Here is a 15011-nt window from a genome sequence, read left to right on the forward strand (position 1 = left end):
CCAAGAGGTCACGGCAGGCGGTTCAGCACGTCCATGCTGGCATAGCCGTCCGGCGTGATGCCGACCGAGGTTTGAAAGGCGCGGATGGCGGATTGGGTCAGGGGGCCGATGCGGCCATCCGCCCCGCCCGCGTCAAAGCCCGCGAGGGTCAGGCGGTGTTGCAGCGCCACGCGCTCCTCCAATGTCAGGGCGCGCAGATCGCGGGGCCAGGCGGCAAGGATCGGCCCAGCGCCCATTATCCGGTCGCCGAGATGCCCCACGGCGATGACATAGGCGTCGGCGGGGTTGTAATGCTCGATCACATGGAAGTTCGGGCAGATCAGGAAGGCCGCCCCGCGCGCGCCGCCGGGCAGAAGCACCGAGGCGGGGCCGCAATCGGGCAAGGCGCCACCACCGGCCCGCGCCACGCCCATGGCCTGCCATTCAGCGGCGGAATGGTGGATCCTCTCGCCCGCCAGAAGCGTGTCGAAGCCCTCCGGCAGCGTGACCTCCACCCCCCAGGGCTCGCCCTTCTGCCAGCCGTAGCGGGCGAGATAAGCGGCGGTGGAGGCCAAGGCATCGCCGGGATCGTCATCCCAGATGTCGCGCCGCCCGTCGCCGTCGAAATCCACCGCCAGGGCGAGGTAGCTTGAGGGCATGAACTGCGTATGCCCCATCGCCCCCGCCCAGCTGCCCAGCATCGCCGCAGGCGCCACGTCGCCCTCCTGCAGGATGCGGAGTGCTGCCAGAAGCTCGCGCTCGAAATAGGCGCTGCGGCGGGTCGCCGATGCCAAAGTCACCAGCGCCGCCACGGTCGGAATATCGCCCCGGTTCACGCCATAGCTGCTTTCCAAGCCCCAGACCGCCAGCAGGATCTGACGGTCCACGCCATACTGCGCCTCGATCTTGTCCAAGAGCGCCTTGCGCTTTTTCAGCGCCTTCTGCCCGGCCGCGATCCGGTCGTCGGAGACCGCCTTGTCGAGGTAATCCCAGATGGTGCGGGTGAATTCGGTCTGGTTGCGGTCTTTCTCGACCACATCTTCGCGCAAGGAGACCCCGGTCAGGGCCGCGTCCAGCGTGGCCTCCGAGATCCCCGCCGCAAGGGCCCGGGGCCGGAAGGCCGCGATCCATGCCGTCACATCGCCAGTTGCCACCGAAATCTCCTGCCTTGCGTGCAACGCCGGGCGCGTCGGCGGTTCGGCCAGCGCCGGGGCGCCCGCACAAGCGAGCATCCCCAGCACCAGCCCTGTCGCAAACCCCTGCCCCATGCGGTCTTTGTGGCAAAGGCCCCGGCGCAGCACAAGGCCGCTTCAGGCCACCCGGCGCAGCTCTGCCGGGGTGTCGCGCAGCAGGGACAGGATCTCGGCATTCTGCCGCTCCAGCCGGTGCAGGTGGTCCTGCAGTTCGGAAATCGTCCGGTTGCCGGTGTTCTGCAGCAGGAAGACCATGAGGAAGGTGGTGATCGTGGTGCCGGTGTTGATCACCAGCTGCCAGGTGTCGGAATAGCCAAACAGCGGCCCGCTGATGGCCCAGACGAGCACGACGCCCAGCGCGCCCAGAAAGGCGGCCGGCCGGCCAAGTGCCACCGAAATCCACTCGGACAGCAGTTCGAAGCGGCTTTTGAAGAAAGCTTTCATTGTCGTATCTCCTTGCGACCGGCCACCAGAAGCGGCCAGGCAAGGATCACAAGCGAACCCTGTCTAGCGCCCTGACGGCACGGTCAATCGACTGAGGGTTGGCATGAGGACAAGATCCATGTGATACGGAATCACGTTCCGCAAACGCGGAGATATCCCCAGCCGGCCCGTCAGGCAAGTCACGATTTTATCAACCCTCAGCGCGGCTTGCGGGTCACCTTGCGCTTGATCGCATCGCGCTTGGCCTTGAAGCCCACCGGCTTGCGCGGGCTGTAGCGCCCGGTCTTGGCACTCGCCGCCTTGATCGCCCCGCCTTCGATCGAGAGAAGCTCCAGCGTCAGGCCGCCGGTGACCGGCGTGGCTTCCGTCAGCCGCACCAGCACGCGCTGGCCGAGGCCGATGACCTGGCCCGAGTCCGACCCGGTCAGGGTCTGGCTCGTCTCGTCGTAATGGTAGAACTCGCGCCCGATGGAGCGGATCGGCACCAGACCATCGGCCTGGGTCTCGTCCAGCTTCACGAACAGGCCGAACTTCTGCACGCCGGAAATCCGGCCCGAGAACTCGGCACCCACCCGGTCGCTGAGATAGGCCGCAAGGTAGCGGTCGGTGGTATCGCGCTCCGCCGCCATCGAGCGCCGCTCGGTGTCGGATATCAGCTTGGCCGTCTCTTCCAGGTTCTCGATATCCCAGGGCGACAGCCCATCCTTGCCCCAGCCATGCGCCGAGATCAGCGCCCGGTGCACGATCAGGTCGGAATAGCGCCGGATCGGCGAGGTGAAATGCGCGTAGTTGCGCAGGGCCAGACCAAAGTGGCCGAAATTGTCCGGGCTGTAATAAGCCTGCGTCATCGAGCGCAGGGTGGAGATGTTCATCAGCTCGTCGAACTCGGTATCCTCGGCCTGCGACAGCAGCCGGTTCAGATGCGCGGTCTTCAGGACCTGGCCCTTGGCCAGCGTGAAGCCCGAAGCCTCAGCCACTTCGCGCAGGGCATCCAGCTTTTGCGGGCTGGGTTCCTCGTGGACGCGGAACAGAAGCGGGCGCTTCAGGCGGATCAGTTCTTCGGCGGCGGCCACATTGGCCAGCACCATGAATTCCTCGATCAGCTTGTGGGCATCGAAGCGTTCGGCGAAGGAGACCGAGGTAACCTTGCCATCCTCGCCCAGCACGATCTTGCGTTCGGGCAGGTCGAGTTCCAGCGGCTGGCGCGCGGTGCGGGCGCGTTTGAGCGCCTCGTAAGCGCCGTAAAGCGGGTGGATCACGTCAAGCAGGGCGGCGGTGGCTTCGTCGGGCTGGCCATCCTGCGCCGCCTGCACCTGGGCATAGGACAGGGCCCCCTTGGACCGCATCAACCCGCGGGTGAAGGCATGGCGCAGCTTGTGGCCCGCAGCGTCGATCACCATGCGGACAGAGATACAGGCGCGGTCGACATGTTCATGCAAGGAGCAGAGGTCGCCAGACAGCACATCGGGCAGCATCGGCACCACCCGGTCGGGGAAGTAGCTGGAATTGCCGCGCTTCCTCGCCTCGCGGTCAAGCGCCGAATTGGGCGTGACGTAATGCGCCACATCGGCGATGGCGACCCAGAGAACAAAGCCGCCCGGATTGGCGGGGTCGGTGTCGGGCTCGGCGCAGACCGCATCGTCGCGGTCGCGGGCATCGGGCGGGTCGATGGTCAGCAGGTTCAGATCGCGCAGATCCTCGCGCGCGCCCATCGGGGCTGCGACCATGGCATCGGCCTCGGCGATCACGGCATCGGGGAAGGCGTCGGGAATGCCGTGCTGGTGAATGGCAATCAGGGAAACCGCGCGCGGCCCGGAAGGGTCGCCCAGCCGGGCGGTGATCCGGGCATGCGGCAGGCCAAGCTGGCGCTTGCCGACCAGCTCCGCCTCGACCAGCTCGCCGTCGCGGGCGTCCAGCGTCGCATCCCGCGCCACCCGCCATTCCTTGTCGGCGCCCTTGTCGATGGGCAGAATGCGGCCGCCCTCGGCCCCCAGACGGAAGATCCCCAGCACCTTGGCCGGATTGCCGCCCAAAGCGCGGATCAGTCGCGCCTCATAGCCATGATCCTCGGCCTCGACCTTGACCAGCCGCGCCAGAATCTTGGCGCCCGCCCCCAGCGCCGGATCGCCCTTCTGCGCCACGATCAGGATGCGCGGCCCATCGGTCGGCACCCCGGCCTCCAAAGGCCGCGCGAACAGATCGCCATTGCTGTCGGGCGCCAGCACCTCCAGCACGGCAACGGGCGGCAAGGCATCCGCCTCATGATAGCGCCGGGCGGTGCGGGTGACGGTGCCCTCTTCCTCCAGCTCCTTCAGCAGGCGTTTGAGGTCGATGCGGGCGTCGCCCTTGATCCCGAAGGCCTTGGCGATGTCGCGCTTGGCCACGAGGGTGGGATTATCAAGGATCCATTGGCGGATCTGGTCTTTGGTGGGAATAGGATTCATGCCCTAGCCCCTAGCACGATGCGCGATGCGCGAAAAGCCGGAAGGCGGCGCCCTGCCCCGGCCTGCGCCTCCGGCGGGAGTATTTGGGCAAAGCGCAAAGGCAAGGCACCCTCTTTCCCTTGCGCTTTGTCCAAATACTCTCCGGGGGTCCGGGGGTGGAAAACCCCCGGCGGCCGGGCGGGGGCGCGCGGCCGCCAAAAACGACTCATTGGCGAGTCCGACCGGGATGCTCTAAGATGTTCTCTTATTGTTCACGGTACCCCATGCCCTTTGTCGAACTCAGCGCCATGTCCAACTTCACCTTCCTCACCGGGGCCTCCCACCCGGAGGAGTATGTTCTGCGCGCCGCCGAACTGGGGTTTGATGCGATCGCGATTGGCGATCTGAACTCGGTCGCGGGGATCGTGCGCGCCCATACCAAGGCGCGCGAGCTGGCGCGGGACGGCGGGCCGCAGGTCCGGCTGATCCCGGCGGCGCGGATCGTGCTGCAAGGCGGCTTCACCCTGACCGCCCTGCCGCGGGACCGCGCCGGCTGGGGCCGGCTTTGCCGCCTCCTGACCGCGGGGCGCATACGGGCGCCCAAGGGCGAATGCCACCTGACCCTGCAGGACCTGCTGGACTGGGGCGAGGGGCTGGCGCTCCTCCTCCATCCCGAAATGGCGCCAACAGAGACGGGACATTCCGAGACGGGTCAACCGGAAACGGCAAAACCCGAGACCCCGGTGCGGGGCGGCGCGGGCGTCTGGGTGACACAGGCGCACAGGCTGACGCGCCGCTTTCCCGATGCCTGCCACCTGATGCTGGCCCCGGGATATGATGGCCAGGACGGCCCGCGCTTCGCCCGGCTGACCGCCTTGGCCCGGCGGCTGAAGATCCCCACCGTCGCCTCGGCCCAGCCCCTCATGCACCACGGCGCGCGGCGCAAGCTGGCCGATGTCCTCTCGGCCATCCGGCTCGGCCGGCGGATCGACGCGCTCGGCCTCGACGCCGCCCCGCATGGCGAAAACCGCCTGCGCTCGGAGGCCGAGATGCTCCGCCTCTTTCCCGGCTTCGAAGATGCCGTCCACCGCGCCGGCACCCTCGCCGCCACCCTGCGCTTCTCGCTCGACGAGTTGCGCTACGAATACCCGTCCGAGGTCGCGAATGGCGAAACCCCCGCCGCCCGTCTGGCCCGTCTGGCCGAGGCGGGCCTGCACTGGCGCTATCCCGCAGGCGTGCCGGACAAGGCCCGCGCCCAGATGGCCCACGAACTGGCCCTGATCGCCAAGCTGCGCTACGAGCCCTATTTCCTGACCGTCCACGACATCGTGGCCTTCGCCCGCGAGCGTGGCATCCTCTGCCAGGGCCGCGGCTCGGCGGCCAATTCGATCACCTGCTATGCCCTCGGCGTCACCTCGGTCTCGCCCGAGATCGGCACCATGGTCTTCGAACGCTTCGTCTCCGAAGCGCGCAACGAACCGCCCGACATCGACGTCGACTTCGAACACGAACGGCGCGAGGAGGTGATCCAGCACATCTACCAGAAATACGGCCGCCACCGCGCCGGGCTTTGCGCCACCGTCATCCACTACCGCGGCAAACGCGCCATCCGCGAGGTGGGCCGTGCGATGGGCCTGACCGAAGACACTCTCTCGGCCATGTCGAGCCAGATCTGGGGCTTCGGCTCCTCCAAGACCATGAACGAACAGCGCCTCGCCGAGATCGGGCTTGATCCCACCGACCGCCGCCTGCAGCTGACCCTTTCGCTCATCGAGGAGATCCAGGGCTTCCCAAGGCACCTTTCCCAGCATGTCGGCGGTTTCATCATCACCGAGGGCCGGCTGGACGAACTGGTGCCGATCGAGAATGCCACGATGGCGGACCGCACCGTCATCTGCTGGGACAAGGACGACATCGACACGCTGGGCATCCTCAAGGTGGATATCCTGGCGCTGGGCATGCTCAGCTGCATCCGCAAGGCCTTTGGCCTGCTCGCGAAACACCACAACGCGGCCTACACCCTCGCCACCCTGCCGCCCGAGGACCCGGCGGTCTATGACATGCTCTGCAAGGCCGACAGCTTGGGCATCTTTCAGGTCGAAAGCCGGGCGCAGATGAACTTCCTGCCCCGGATGCGGCCGCGCAGCTTTTACGATCTGGTGATCCAGGTCGCCATCATCCGCCCCGGCCCGATCCAGGGCGACATGGTCCATCCCTATCTGCGCCGGCGCAACGGACAGGAGGTGGTGACCTTCCCCTCCGACGCCCTGGGCCGGGTCTTGGGCAAGACCCTCGGCGTGCCCTTGTTTCAGGAACAGGCGATGCAGATCGCCATCATCGGCGCAGGCTTCACGCCCACCGAGGCCGACCGGCTGCGGAGGTCCCTCGCCACCTTCAAGAAGCATGGATCGGTCAGCGAGTTCCACGACCGTTTCCTCGACGGCATGGCCGCCAACGGCTACGAGGCCGATTTCGCCGCCCGCTGCTTTGCCCAGATCGAGGGCTTCGGCTCCTACGGCTTTCCCGAAAGCCACGCGGCGAGCTTTGCCCTGCTGGTCTATGCCTCGGCCTGGGTCAAATATCACCACCCGGGCATCTTTGCCTGCGCGCTGCTGAACGCCCAGCCGATGGGCTTTTACGCCCCGGCCCAGATCGTGCGCGATGCGCGCGAACATGGCGTGCTGGTCCTGCCGCCCTCGATCAACGCCAGCCAATGGGACAATGTGATGGAGGAGACCGACGAGCCCAGCACCGGCGGCCTGGCGCTCCGCCTCGGCTTTCGCCAGATCAACGGGATGGGCGAGGAGGAATCGCTCTGGATCACCGCCGCGCGCGGCAATGGCTACCAGGCGGTCGAGGATGTCTGGCGCCGCGCAGGCATCACGCCGGCCACCGCAACCCGGCTGGCTGAGGCGGATGTCTTCGCCGAACTGGGCCTGGCGCGCCGCGACGCGCTCTGGGCCGCGCGGGTCCTGGCGGGCAGCAAACCCCTGCCGCTTTTCGCCGGCGACATGGACGGCGAAGGCATCATCGAACCCGCCGTCAGCTTTCGCGCCATGAGCGAGGGCGAGGCCGTGGTGGAAGATTACCTCGCGCTGCGCCTGACCCTGCGCCGCCACCCGATGGACCTGTTGCGCCGTTTCTTCACGCCGCAGGGCGCCGGCCCCGGGGCCATCGAGGCCCCGCGCCCGGCATTGCCATGGACCGCGGACAAGACGGTGCAAAAGGTCAGAGCCTCCGCCCGCGACAAGGTTGCCATGGATATTTAGATCTGGATGAAGCCCCTTTGCGCTTTGCCCAAATACTCCCGCCGGAGGCGTAAACCCGAGCCGGTTGGCCGCAGGCCAGAGGCGAGATCAAAGGAATGCGCCGCAGGCGCGCAATTGGATCGGGAGGCAGGCAAGCGCCGCAGTCAGGCCTTGTGGTCTGCGCCGCAGGTCCAGCCCGCCGCGGCGCGTTTCAACTCGGCCAGAAAGCTCTGCACCTTCAGCGTACGGTGCAGATCGACATGGGTCACGATCCACAGCGCCGAGCCCCAATCGGGCGAGGAGGGCAGGATCTCCACCAGATCGTCATCGCCCTCGGCCTCGCGCAGCGACAAAAAGCCCATGCCAAGGCCAGCCCGCACCGCGACGCCATTCGCCTCGGGCTCGCTGATCCGGTAGGTGATCGCCTCGGGCGGCACGTTCTCGCGCAGCCAGCGATTGAAGGGGGCGCGGTTGTCGGGGTCGACCGGGCCGATGAAGCGGTGGCCGGCGAAATCCTGCGGGCCTTCGGGGCGGCCATGGGCGGCCACATAGGCCCTGGAGGCGTAAAGCGCCGTCGGGATCTGCACCAGCGGCTGGACGACGTAATCGGGGTCCTCGGGCGCCGCACCGGCGCGGATCGCCACATGCGCCTCGCCGTAATCGAGGCGGAACAGCCGCATGTCGGAAAAGAACCGGATCGAGACACCGGGGTAATCCTGCTGGAACTTGGCGAAGACCGGGGTCAGGATATGCGCGATGCCGGAGATCGAGGTGACGACCAGCTCGCCCGTCACCGTCTCGCCCTGGCCCTTGATCCGGCTGACCAGCTGGCCGAACTGTTCCTCGGTCCGCTGGGCCGTGGTCAAAAGGTCGCGCCCCGCCTCGGTTGCCGCATAGCCGCGGGCGTGGCGCTGGAACAGCTTGGTGCCGAGCCGCTTTTCCAGGGCGTCGATGTGGCGGATCACCGTGGCATGGTGCACGCCCAGCACTTCCGCCGCCCCCGACACAGTGCCGAGGCGGGCCACCTGATAGGCGGTGCGAATCTCATCCCAGGTATCAACCATCATTTCTGTGCATTCCTGAACAGCTGCCCTGCCATTTGGCCCGACAGCGCGGAAAGGAGCAAGGGGCTTTGTCCCGCCCCCGGGAGGCAGACGCCGCGCCGGACCATCACGCCAGGCCATTGCGAAACCCGCGGCACCCGTCCTAGATGGCGGGCACCGAAGAAGAGGCCACATGCGCAGGATCGGAAGTTCACGGCTGGTCAGGGCGGCATTGGCGCTGGTGATGCTGGCCGCCGGCATTGCGGTGCTGACCGGCTTTGACCGGATGGGCCACCGCCTTGCCGAGCTTGGCGCCGTCGGCTGGATGCAGTATCCCGCCGGCCTCGAGCAGATCGCCGCTGCCATCCTGTTGATGGTGCCGGGTCGCATCGGATACGGCGCGGCGCTCGCCCTGCTGGCCGGCGTGGCAGCCACTTTGGCGCATCTTTCCGTGCTCGGCCTGGACAGTGCCCCGCCTGCCATGGCCATTGCCGCGCTGGCGGGCCTGATCCTGCAGCAGCACAAGGCCGATCTGCGGCGCTAGACCCTTGCCTGCTTGACTCCACGCCCGCCTGCGCCTATCAGCCGACTTGAATTCCCCGGAGGCCACAGCTTCCGGTCCCTTGGCTTATGCCGGGATCGCCATCCGTCAGCGCGTTGCGCCCACGGGTGTCGTGCCCTATTTTGCCTTCGGAAACCCCGTCGCCGCCCCTCACCGGGGGCATCTGTCTTAGGAGAGCGCCATGTTTGAAAGCCTGTCAGAACGCCTTGGTGGCGTCTTCGACCGTCTGACCAAGGCGGGCGCCCTGTCCGAGGCGGATGTCGACGCGGCGCTGCGCGAAGTCCGCACTGCTTTGCTGGAGGCTGACGTCTCGCTCGCCGTGGCGCGCGATTTCATCAAGGCGGTGCGGGTTCGCGCCACGGGCCAGGCGGTTACCAAATCGGTCACCCCGGGCCAGCAAGTCGTCAAGATCGTCCATGACGAGCTGATCGCGGTTCTGGCCGGCGACGGTGCCGCCGATGCGCTGAAGATCGACAACCCGCCGTCGACCATCCTGATGGTCGGTCTGCAGGGCTCGGGCAAGACCACCACCACCGCCAAGCTCGCCAAGCGGCTGAAAGAGCGCAACAACAAGCGCATCCTGCTCGCCTCGCTTGACACCAACCGCCCGGCTGCGATGGAGCAGCTGGCGATCCTCGCCGGTCAGATCGGCGTCGACAGCCTGCCGATCGTGAAGGGTGAAAGCGCCGTCCAGATCGCCAAGCGCGCCAAGACGCAAGCCGCGATGGGCGGCTATGACGTCTTGTTCCTTGATACCGCCGGCCGCCTGCACATCGACGAAGTGCTGATGGACGAAATCCAGTCCGTGCGTGACATCGCCGACCCGCGCGAGACGCTGCTGGTGGTCGATGGTCTGACCGGGCAGGACGCGGTCAATGTCGCGACCGAGTTCAACGACAAGGTCGGCATCTCGGGCGTCGTCCTGACCCGGATGGACGGCGACGGGCGCGGCGGTGCTGCCCTGTCGATGCGCGCGGTGACCGGCAAGCCGATCCGCTTCGTCGGTCTGGGCGAGAAGATGGACGCCTTGGAAACCTTCGACCCCGAACGGGTCGCGGGCCGCATCCTCGGCATGGGCGACATCGTGGCCCTGGTCGAAAAGGCGCGCGAGACCTTCGAAGCCGAGCAATCCGAACGCATGGCCCGCCGTTTCCAGAAGGGTCTGTTCAACATGAACGACCTGAAGATGCAGCTGGAACAGATGCTGAAGATGGGCGGCATGCAGTCGATCATGGGGATGCTGCCCGGCATGGGCGGCATGGCCAAGGCGGCCGAGAAGGCCGGCTTTGACGACAAGATGCTGAAACGCCAGATCGCGCTGATCCAGTCGATGACCAAGAAAGAGCGCGCCAATCCCGACATGCTGCAAGCCTCGCGCAAGAAGCGCATCGCTGCGGGCGCCGGGATGGAGGTTTCAGAGCTGAACAAGCTTTTGAAACAGCACAAGCAGATGGCCGACATGATGAAGAAGATGGGCAAGGGCGGCATGATGAAGCAGGCCATCGCTCAGATGATGGGCAAAGGCGGCGGCGCCGGTGCCGGCATGCCGGATCTGAAGAACATGGACCCCGCCCAGCTGGAAGCCGCCGCCAAGGCGATGAAGTCTGGCATGGGCGGCCTTGGTGGTCTGCCGCGCGGGCTTGGCGGCATGTCCGGCCTGCCCTCGGGGCTTTCGGGGATGTTCAAGAAGAAATGACCCGTCCAACCGCAACCGCAGCTCAGGTGAAGTGATGCCCCCTGACGATAATGCCGCCACCGATGCCGCGATCCGCGCCGCCGAGGTGCTGAAGGACCACCGCGCCTCGATCGACCGGCTCGATGCGATCTTGGTCTATACGCTGGCCGAACGCTTCAAGCACACCCAGGCCGTGGGCAAGCTCAAGGCCGAACACGCCCTGCCGCCCTCCGACCCCAAACGCGAGGCGCGCCAGATCGAACGGCTGGAGCGGCTCTCCGCCGAAGCCGACCTCGACCCCGAATTTGCCAAGAAATTCCTGACCTTCATCATTTCCGAAGTCATCAGGCACCACGAAACCTTCCAGAAATAACCCCAAATGCAGGAGGGGCGATCTGCCCATCCTGCCTCACGACATCTCAAGGAGAAACACGATGTCCATGAAAATCCGTCTCGCCCGTGGCGGTTCCAAGAAGCGCCCGCACTATTCGATCGTCGCCTCCGACTCGCGCATGCCGCGCGACGGCCGCTTCCTCGAAAAGCTCGGCACCTATGACCCGATGCTGGCGAAAGACAACGAAAACCGCATCAAGATGGACCTCGACAAGATCAAGGCCTGGCTCGCCAAGGGCGCACAGCCGACCGACCGCGTCGCGCGCTTCCTGGAAGCCGCCGGCGTCCTGCCGAAGACCGTCCGCAACAACGCCAAGGCTGGCGTCCCGGGCAAAGCCATGGCCGAGCGCGCCAAGAAGAAGGCCGCTGCTGCCGAAGCTCCGGCTGCCGAGTAATCCTTGCCATGCAAGGCAGATACACCGCCGAATTTCGTGCGGAGTTGCAGGACCTGATGCTGTGGCGGCGCGACGTGCGCCGCTTCCGCACAGATCCGGTGGAGGCAGCGGTCCTGGATCGCTGCCTTCACGCCTTCTGTCTGGCCCCTTCGGTGGGCCTCTCTGAACCCTGGCGCATCCTGCGAGTCGAAAGCCCTGAAGCCCGCACCGCCGCCACGATGAATTTTGCCGCAGCCAATGCCGCGGCCCTGTCCGGCTATGGCGGCGAAAAGGCCAAGCTTTACGCCGGACTGAAACTGTCCGGCATGCGCGAGGCCCCGGTGCATCTGGCGGTCTTTTGCGACGAAAGCTCCGACAAGGGCTCGGGCCTCGGCGCCGGAACCATGCCGGAAACCCGCGCCTATTCGGTGGTGGGCGCCATCACGCTCATGTGGCTGACCGCCCGGGCCGAGGGGCTGGGCCTTGGCTGGGTCTCGATCCTCGACCCCGATCAGCTGGCCCGCGATCTCGCGGTGCCCGAGGGCTGGTCGCTGGTCGGCTATCTCTGCATTGGCTGGCCCGAGACCATTGACACGACCCCCGAACTGGAAAAGCTCGGCTGGGAAACCCGCGCCTCACATCTGATCATGGAAAGCCGCTGACATGTCCGAACCTGCCCCTGACCGCGTCTGCGTCGGAGCGATCGCCGGTGCCTTCGGCGTGCAAGGCGAAGTGCGGCTGAAAAGCTTCTGCACCGATCCCGAAGACATCGCCTCTTATGGCCCGCTCTGGTCCGAGGATGGCACCCGCCAGTTCAAGCTGAAGCTGACCCGCCCGGTCGCCGGCGGTCTGGGCGCGCGCCTGACCGGGATCACCACCAAGGAAGAGGCCGACGCGCTGAAGGGCGTGACCCTCTACGTCGACCGCAAGCGCCTGCCGCGCCTGCCCGATGACGAATTCTACCACGCCGACCTGATAGGGCTTGAGGTCCGCGACCCCGGTGGCAAGCTTCTGGGCTCGGTCCGCGCTGTCCACAACCACGGCGCCGGCGACCTGCTGGAGATTTCCGGCGCGGGCACCGACCTCCTGCTGCCCTTCACCCTGGCCGTGATCCCGACCGTCGATCTCGCCGCCGGCCGCATCGTCGCCGACCCGCCGGAAGGTCTGGACTAGCGCCCGCCCCTCGGGTCAGATGCCGCCATGGCACCAGACCCGTGCCGGAGGCCCCGATGACCGACCGCTTTCGCCTGCTTCAGGCCGCGACGGCCCTTCTTTACCTCGGCCCCCTGCTGGCCGGGCTGTCGGGGCAGGGCTGGGACATGGTGCCGCTTTTCACCGCGATCTTCGTGCTGTGGAGCATGGTGATGCGCCCGCATCTCTGGCCCTCCCACCCCGGCGACATCGCCCGCCCCGAGGCTGTGGTGGCGCTCATGGCCCTGATCGCCACCCAGATCCTGCTGGTCTGCGCCAGCTTCGGCATCGGCCGTGGCATCGGCCGCCTGCTGGACCTGCAAGGCCTCGTGCCGCTTTACCTGCCCGCCGCCCTGTCCTTCCTGTCCATCCCCCTGTCGCGGATGGTCTGGAACCCTGACCAGACCGAGACGGTGACCGGCCGCGACCCGCTGCACCCCTCGCCCCCGCAGGCCGCCCCCCCTCCGGCGGAGGATCTGGCGCAAAGCCTGCTGGCCCAGATCCTCGCCCTGCCCGATGACGTGGGCGAGGCCGACCTGCAGGCCCGGCTCTCCGCCATCGGGCTGGACGCGCTGGCCCTGCGCCGCACCCTGCAGGAAACCGCCCGCCACCCCCGCTTCACCCGCGCAGGGCTGAAGGCGCTGGTCGTCCATGCCACCGACCCGTCCGTGGCCGAGCTTTTGTCGGGCAGCGCCTATCCTGCGGAGGTCTTTGCGCTTTTGGGCCAGGACGCCGGGCTTCTCAGCCTTTTTGCCACCCGCAGCACCCGCCTGATCCAGGCCACGCCGCAGCTTGCGCCCGATTTCCCGGACCCCACCGCACTGACCGCCCCCACGCTCCCCGCCGAGGCCCGCGCCGCCCTCGCCCATCTCGCAGACCTGCTGGTGCAAAGCACGCCGCTCCCACCCGCCTGATCCCCGCCCGGCGCTTGCCAAGCCTGCGACAATCGGCCAAGCAGAAGCCAGTCCATCGGAGGGTCTCATGCGCAAGGTTCTGGTCACTGGCACCGCAGGTTTCATCGGCTTCCACCTCGCCCGGCTGCTGCTGGCCGAGGGGTTTCAGGTCCAGGGCTATGACGGCATGTCGGATTACTACGACGTCCGCCTGAAACAGCGCCGCCACCAGCTCCTGCTGCAACACCCCCACTTCTCCGCCACCGAGGCCCTGCTGGAGGACCGCGACACGCTCGACGCCGTGGCGGACGCCTTCCAGCCGCAGATCATCGTCCACCTCGCGGCCCAGGCCGGGGTGCGCTACTCGCTCGACAATCCGCGCGCCTATCTCGACGCCAATGTCATCGGCACCTTCAACGTGATGGAGGTCGCCCGGCGGCTGAAGGTCGAACACCTGATGATGGCCTCGACCTCCTCGGTCTATGGCGCGAACGAGGCGATGCCGTTTTCGGAGAATGACAAGGCCGACACCCAGCTGACCATCTATGCCGCGACCAAGAAGGCCACCGAGTCGATGGGCCATGCCTATGCCCATCTCTGGCATATCCCGACCACGATGTTCCGCTTCTTCACCGTCTATGGCCCCTGGGGCCGCCCCGACATGGCGCTTTATAAATTCGTCGACGCGATCCTGAACGACCGCCCGATCGACATCTACAACCACGGCGAGATGTACCGCGATTTCACCTATGTCACCGACTTGGTGCGGGGCATCCGCCTCTTGATCGACGCGCCCCCGCCGATGCCCGGTACCGCCGAGCCGATCGAAGGCGACAGCCTCTCCCCCGCCGCCCCCTGGCGCGTGGTCAACATCGGCAATTCCGACAAGGTGAAGCTTCTGGATTTCGTCGACGCGATCGAGGAGGCCACCGGCCGCAAAGCCCAGCGCAATTACATGGACATGCAAAAAGGCGACGTCCACGCCACCTGGGCCGACGCGAGCCTCTTGCGCAACCTCACCGGCTACGCCCCCCAGACCGACGTGAAAGACGGGATTGCGGCCTTCGTGGCCTGGTACCGGGAATACTACGGCGTCTGACAGCCCGAACAGAGGGCCGCGCCCGACCTCGGGACGAGCGCAAAAAGCCGCGCCGACGCGCCTTGCCCCAAACACCCCAGAGGGCCGCGCCCGACCTCGGGTGGGCGCGCCAAGGCTGGTTCTAGGCGCTTTATGGTTCAAGCACTCCCCCCGAAGTCCTGCTGGCACCGCTGCAAACGCGCCCTCCCGGGGGGAGGTCGGGCGCGGCCCGGCGGCGCTATCGCGCCTTGATTCCGGGCGAAGGGGTGGTGCGACGTAAGCGGTGGCTGGACAGCACGATCAGCTTAGCTTGACGGCTTGAAGTTCCATGGGAGCAGCTCGTCGAGGCGGCTTTGCGGATGGCCGTTGGCGATGGCTGTCAGGGTAGTCTTGAGATAGGCGAAGGGCTCGATGCCGTTGATCTTGCAGGTTTCGATCAGTGAGGCGATGCGGCCCCAGGCGATGCCGCCTTCGTCGTGACCGGCGAAGAGCGCGTTTTTTCGATTGAGGGTGAT

General features: G+C 66.8%; 14 protein-coding genes. 9 read left to right on the forward strand and 5 right to left on the reverse strand.

Annotation, left to right across the window (positions count from 1 at the left end; all coding sequences use genetic code 11):
* Positions 1–8: 8 nt before the first annotated feature.
* The 3 genes from AC1DVR_RS19340 to rnr all read right to left on the reverse strand — a co-directional run bounded on the left by AC1DVR_RS19340 (position 9) and on the right by rnr (position 4060).
* Entirely contained in the window at positions 9–1247 is a 1239-nt protein-coding gene (locus AC1DVR_RS19340; protein ID WP_478002247.1) for a lytic murein transglycosylase, read from the reverse strand.
* 42 nt (positions 1248–1289) lie between these two features.
* A complete protein-coding gene (locus AC1DVR_RS19345; RefSeq protein WP_478002248.1) occupies positions 1290–1616 on the reverse strand; it encodes a low affinity iron permease family protein in 327 nt (108 codons plus the stop codon).
* Positions 1617–1813: 197 nt separating this feature from the next.
* On the reverse strand, positions 1814–4060 hold the full coding sequence (gene rnr / locus AC1DVR_RS19350) for a ribonuclease R (RefSeq protein ID WP_478002249.1): 2247 nt from the start codon (positions 4058–4060) through the stop codon (positions 1814–1816).
* 263 nt (positions 4061–4323) lie between these two features.
* Between rnr and AC1DVR_RS19355 the strand changes: the two genes are divergently transcribed.
* Complete coding sequence (locus AC1DVR_RS19355; protein WP_478002250.1) at positions 4324–7308, forward strand: error-prone DNA polymerase; 2985 nt, start codon at positions 4324–4326, stop codon at positions 7306–7308.
* Positions 7309–7451: 143 nt separating this feature from the next.
* Here AC1DVR_RS19355 and AC1DVR_RS19360 read toward each other — a convergent pair whose 3' ends face one another.
* Entirely contained in the window at positions 7452–8354 is a 903-nt protein-coding gene (locus AC1DVR_RS19360; protein WP_478002251.1) for a LysR family transcriptional regulator, read from the reverse strand.
* 169 nt (positions 8355–8523) lie between these two features.
* On the opposite strand from AC1DVR_RS19360, the gene AC1DVR_RS19365 reads away from it, so the two are divergent.
* The 8 genes from AC1DVR_RS19365 to AC1DVR_RS19400 all read left to right on the forward strand — a co-directional run bounded on the left by AC1DVR_RS19365 (position 8524) and on the right by AC1DVR_RS19400 (position 14517).
* On the forward strand, positions 8524–8874 hold the full coding sequence (locus AC1DVR_RS19365; RefSeq protein ID WP_478002252.1) for a hypothetical protein: 351 nt from the start codon (positions 8524–8526) through the stop codon (positions 8872–8874).
* Positions 8875–9073: 199 nt separating this feature from the next.
* Positions 9074–10588 (forward strand): signal recognition particle protein, encoded by a 1515-nt coding sequence (ffh, locus tag AC1DVR_RS19370; protein WP_478002253.1) that lies wholly within the window; start codon positions 9074–9076, stop codon positions 10586–10588.
* Positions 10589–10622: 34 nt separating this feature from the next.
* A complete protein-coding gene (locus AC1DVR_RS19375) occupies positions 10623–10940 on the forward strand; it encodes a chorismate mutase (RefSeq protein ID WP_478002254.1) in 318 nt (105 codons plus the stop codon).
* 61 nt (positions 10941–11001) lie between these two features.
* Positions 11002–11355: a 30S ribosomal protein S16 gene (rpsP, locus tag AC1DVR_RS19380; protein ID WP_478002255.1), complete on the forward strand. Its 354-nt coding sequence runs from the start codon at positions 11002–11004 to the stop codon at positions 11353–11355.
* Between the two features lie 8 nt (positions 11356–11363).
* Positions 11364–11996, forward strand: coding sequence for a 5,6-dimethylbenzimidazole synthase (gene bluB / locus AC1DVR_RS19385; protein ID WP_478002256.1), 633 nt, complete (start codon positions 11364–11366; stop codon positions 11994–11996).
* Between the two features lies 1 nt (position 11997).
* The gene (rimM, locus tag AC1DVR_RS19390) at positions 11998–12507 is read left to right on the forward strand and encodes a ribosome maturation factor RimM (protein ID WP_478002257.1); all 510 of its coding nucleotides are present in this window, start codon (positions 11998–12000) and stop codon (positions 12505–12507) included.
* 56 nt (positions 12508–12563) lie between these two features.
* Positions 12564–13439 carry a hypothetical protein gene (locus AC1DVR_RS19395; protein ID WP_478002258.1) on the forward strand — a complete coding sequence of 292 codons (876 nt, stop codon included), beginning with the start codon at positions 12564–12566 and terminating at the stop codon, positions 13437–13439.
* Positions 13440–13506: 67 nt separating this feature from the next.
* A complete protein-coding gene (locus AC1DVR_RS19400) occupies positions 13507–14517 on the forward strand; it encodes a GDP-mannose 4,6-dehydratase (RefSeq protein ID WP_478002259.1) in 1011 nt (336 codons plus the stop codon).
* Between the two features lie 284 nt (positions 14518–14801).
* Here the strand turns inward: AC1DVR_RS19400 and AC1DVR_RS19405 are convergent.
* Positions 14802–15011, reverse strand: a 210-nt coding sequence (locus AC1DVR_RS19405; protein ID WP_478002260.1) for a transposase domain-containing protein, incomplete at its 5' end; no start/stop codon positions are given.

The sequence above is a fragment of the Rhodobacter sp. P2_H5 genome (genome assembly GCF_056403335.1).

What these genes read in the sequence shown, in the direction of transcription:
- AC1DVR_RS19340 (WP_478002247.1), bottom strand. Translation starts at nt 1,247, where the DNA reads ATGGGGCAGGGGTTTGCGACAGGGCTGGTGCTGGGGATGCTCGCTTGT.
- AC1DVR_RS19345 (WP_478002248.1), bottom strand. Translation starts at nt 1,616, where the DNA reads ATGAAAGCTTTCTTCAAAAGCCGCTTCGAACTGCTGTCCGAGTGGATT.
- rnr (WP_478002249.1), bottom strand. Translation starts at nt 4,060, where the DNA reads ATGAATCCTATTCCCACCAAAGACCAGATCCGCCAATGGATCCTTGAT.
- AC1DVR_RS19355 (WP_478002250.1), top strand. Translation starts at nt 4,324, where the DNA reads ATGCCCTTTGTCGAACTCAGCGCCATGTCCAACTTCACCTTCCTCACC.
- AC1DVR_RS19360 (WP_478002251.1), bottom strand. Translation starts at nt 8,354, where the DNA reads ATGATGGTTGATACCTGGGATGAGATTCGCACCGCCTATCAGGTGGCC.
- AC1DVR_RS19365 (WP_478002252.1), top strand. Translation starts at nt 8,524, where the DNA reads ATGCGCAGGATCGGAAGTTCACGGCTGGTCAGGGCGGCATTGGCGCTG.
- ffh (WP_478002253.1), top strand. Translation starts at nt 9,074, where the DNA reads ATGTTTGAAAGCCTGTCAGAACGCCTTGGTGGCGTCTTCGACCGTCTG.
- AC1DVR_RS19375 (WP_478002254.1), top strand. Translation starts at nt 10,623, where the DNA reads ATGCCCCCTGACGATAATGCCGCCACCGATGCCGCGATCCGCGCCGCC.
- rpsP (WP_478002255.1), top strand. Translation starts at nt 11,002, where the DNA reads ATGTCCATGAAAATCCGTCTCGCCCGTGGCGGTTCCAAGAAGCGCCCG.
- bluB (WP_478002256.1), top strand. Translation starts at nt 11,364, where the DNA reads ATGCAAGGCAGATACACCGCCGAATTTCGTGCGGAGTTGCAGGACCTG.
- rimM (WP_478002257.1), top strand. Translation starts at nt 11,998, where the DNA reads ATGTCCGAACCTGCCCCTGACCGCGTCTGCGTCGGAGCGATCGCCGGT.
- AC1DVR_RS19395 (WP_478002258.1), top strand. Translation starts at nt 12,564, where the DNA reads ATGACCGACCGCTTTCGCCTGCTTCAGGCCGCGACGGCCCTTCTTTAC.
- AC1DVR_RS19400 (WP_478002259.1), top strand. Translation starts at nt 13,507, where the DNA reads ATGCGCAAGGTTCTGGTCACTGGCACCGCAGGTTTCATCGGCTTCCAC.